We start from the raw sequence: 2,772 nt of genomic DNA, 5'->3' as shown, positions 1-2,772 counted from the left end.
GTGCGGTTCCGGCGTGTCTACCGGCACCCGGACCGGCTCCACGCCGGCCGCCGGCAGGGCCAGACTGACCGTCCACTCGACGACCGGCAGCGCCTGGCCCTGCGGGGTGTAGACGTAGGCGTGCAGCGAGTTCGCCGTCCCGACCCGCACCGGGTAGACGTCGAACTGCAAGGTGTACAGGCCGCTGGTCAGCGTCTGGGCGACCCCCTCCCGGCTGGCCCGGGCGGCCTCGGTACCGGCCGTGCGGCCCGGCGGCGTCTGCACCAGCACGGCGCTGAGGGTCAGCACCAGCGCGGTGGCGACCAGTTCGGCCCCCGCCGCCCCGCTGACCCGGCCCGGCCGGTCCGCCGCCAGTCCCCGGCGCACCAGGCGTCGCTGGCCGGCGGCGACCGCCAGCACCACGGCGAGCAGCGCGGCCTTGCCGCACAGCAGCCGCCCGTACGTGGTGTCGAGCAGCGCGGCGGGCCGGCCGAGCTCGACCGCGGCCTGGGCGACGCCGCTGGCGACCAGCCAGCACACCGCGACGGTGGCCAGCCGGGACCAGGCGGGCAGGACGCGGGCGCGCACCCGCTCGTGCAGGCCGGGCAGCAGGAACGCCACCAGGGTGAGCAGCCCGCCCGCCCAGACCGCCATCGCGGCCAGGTGCACCACGCCGACGGCGACACTGACCGGCGGCAGCGGCGCGGCCACCGGGTGCCCCGCCAACGGCCAGGTGGTCAGCGCGGCGACGCCGACCACCGCCAGCGCGGCCCGCCGCCCCCGACCCGACCGGCCGGCCACGACGGCGGGCAGCAGCGCCGCGGCGACGCCGACCAGGTCCAGCCGGGCGCCCAGCACCGGGCCGACGGCGCTGGCGCCCACCGCCCGCAGGTCGGCCGGGGACAGCTCACCGGCCGGCGCTCCCACCATGTCCGCGGCCTGTGCCACCCACTGCCCGGCGGTGGCCACCACGACCAGGCCGAGCCCTGCCCAGGTGACGACCACGACCTTGCGGCGGGAGCGCCGGCGCGGCCACATCCCGCCGGCCAGCAGCACTGGACCGACGGCCAGCACCAGACCCAGGTAGCCGACGTACCGGGCGGCCGGCGCCAGCGCGCCGCTGGTCCGGGTCCGACCGTCGGGCGGCGGGGGAGTCGCCGACGGGGCGCCGGCGGAGTAGGTGAAGCTGCCCGCCACCGGGTGGCTGTCGGCCGAGATCACCCGGTAGCTGACCAGGTAGGTGCCGAGCGGCCGGTCGGGCACCCGGACCGGGATGCGCAGGGTGCCGCCGCGCACCACCGGCTCACCCGTGTGGACCTTCCGCCCGTCCGGGCCGAGGACCTGCACCCGCCCCGCCACGGGGGACACCGGCTCGCTGAAGGTCACCACCACCTCCCGGGGCGGGGAACCGATCACCGCGTCGCGTACCGGGCTGGTGGCGACCAGCACGGCGTGGGCGGCGGCGGGAACGGGCGGCGTCAGCGGTACGGACAGCAGGGCGAGCAGCAGCACCAGCAGCGCGGCGGTTCGGGTACGCACGACCAGTGGTTCGGATCGGACGGCCGTACGGTTCAACGCGGACAGGCCCCGGATCACCCCTGGCCACCGGCCGGCCGGCTCAACCGGTGCCGGAGGCCGAGTTGCAGGGCGAGCCGGGCGTCGGGATCGTCCAGCGCCGGGCCGAACAGCTCACGCAGCCGGCGCATCCGGTACCGCACGGTCTGCGGGTGGGTGTGCAGCTCCTCGGCGACGGCGACCACCTGCCCCTGCCGGCGCAGCCAGCTGTGCAGCGTCGCGGCCAGCGCCTGCCGGGCGGCGGGCCGGACACCCTCCAACGCGGCCAGCCCGACGGCGGCCAGCCGGTCGGCGAGGCCCGGCTCCCACGCCATCAGCAGGGTCAGCAGGTGCTCGTCGCAGCCGAGCGGCCCCGGTGGGAGCACGCCGTCGTGTTGCAGGGCCAGCGCGCGTCGGGAGAGCCGGTACGACAGCCGGGCCCGGCCCAGCTCGACGGTCGGTCCGAGCGCCGCCCGCCGGCCGGACAGCGCCTGCCGGGCGCGGGCCAGGCGTCCGGGCGTGCCCGGCTCGGGCAGGACGAGCCGTACCGCGTCGTCGATGACGGTGGCGATCGCGCCCCCGCCGATGGACCGCGCCAGGTGCTCGGCGTCGGTGCCGTCGACGCTGACCACGGCGACGCAGCGGGGCAGCGGCCAGCGGGCCGCGTCGGCCGCCGCGTGCAGCGCGCTCTCGGTCGGGGCCTCGGGCTGCACGAGCAGGGTGATCAGCCGGCGTCGGGTGGTCGCCCAGTCCTGCGCGGCGTCGCGCTGCTCGTCGAGGAACCCCTCCGCCGCCGCGCCGGCGAGGGCGTCGGCGAAGCCGAAGAGCGCACCGGCGATGACGTACAGGTCGTCCGGCGCCGGGCCGGCCGGGCCGGCGTTCTCCACGAGGAAGGCCCAGATGTCCCGGGCGCCGAGGGTGAGGACGGTGCGCAGCGCGTCCACCCGGTGGCCCTCCCGGTACTCGGTGCGGCCGAGGGCGTGGAACACCGCCCGGGTGGCGGCGAGGTCGCGGCCCGGATCGGCGACCGCCTCGACGAACGCCTCGACGGCGGTCTCGACGCCGAGGGTGAGGCCCTGCCCCTGCCCGCCGGTCAGCGACCGGCCCTGCGCCCGCATGGCCGCCCGGACGGTCGCGAGGATCCGCCCGTGCAGGGGTGCCCGCAGCCCGCGGAGGTGCTCGCCGACCGTCGGCGGCAGGGCGGCGAGCCCCGGCTCGATGTCGATGAGCGCGTCGGAC

At 78.1% G+C, this 2,772-nt stretch carries 2 protein-coding genes; both read right to left on the bottom strand.

Annotated elements, in window-relative coordinates:
* Positions 1-1,518, bottom strand: a 1,518-nt coding sequence (locus KBX37_RS33645; RefSeq protein WP_210779854.1) for a copper resistance protein CopC, incomplete at its 3' end; no start/stop codon positions are given.
* A gap of 53 nt (positions 1,519-1,571) precedes the next feature.
* On the bottom strand, positions 1,572-2,772 hold a 1,201-nt coding region (locus KBX37_RS33640), incomplete at its 5' end, for a CdaR family transcriptional regulator (RefSeq protein ID WP_210779853.1).

It is taken from the genome of Micromonospora sp. U56 (assembly GCF_018070095.1).
GTDB lineage: Bacteria > Actinomycetota > Actinomycetes > Mycobacteriales > Micromonosporaceae > Micromonospora > Micromonospora purpureochromogenes.
Note: the sequence above shows the minus strand (reverse complement) of the source record. Positions and strands in the feature narration are given on the sequence as shown.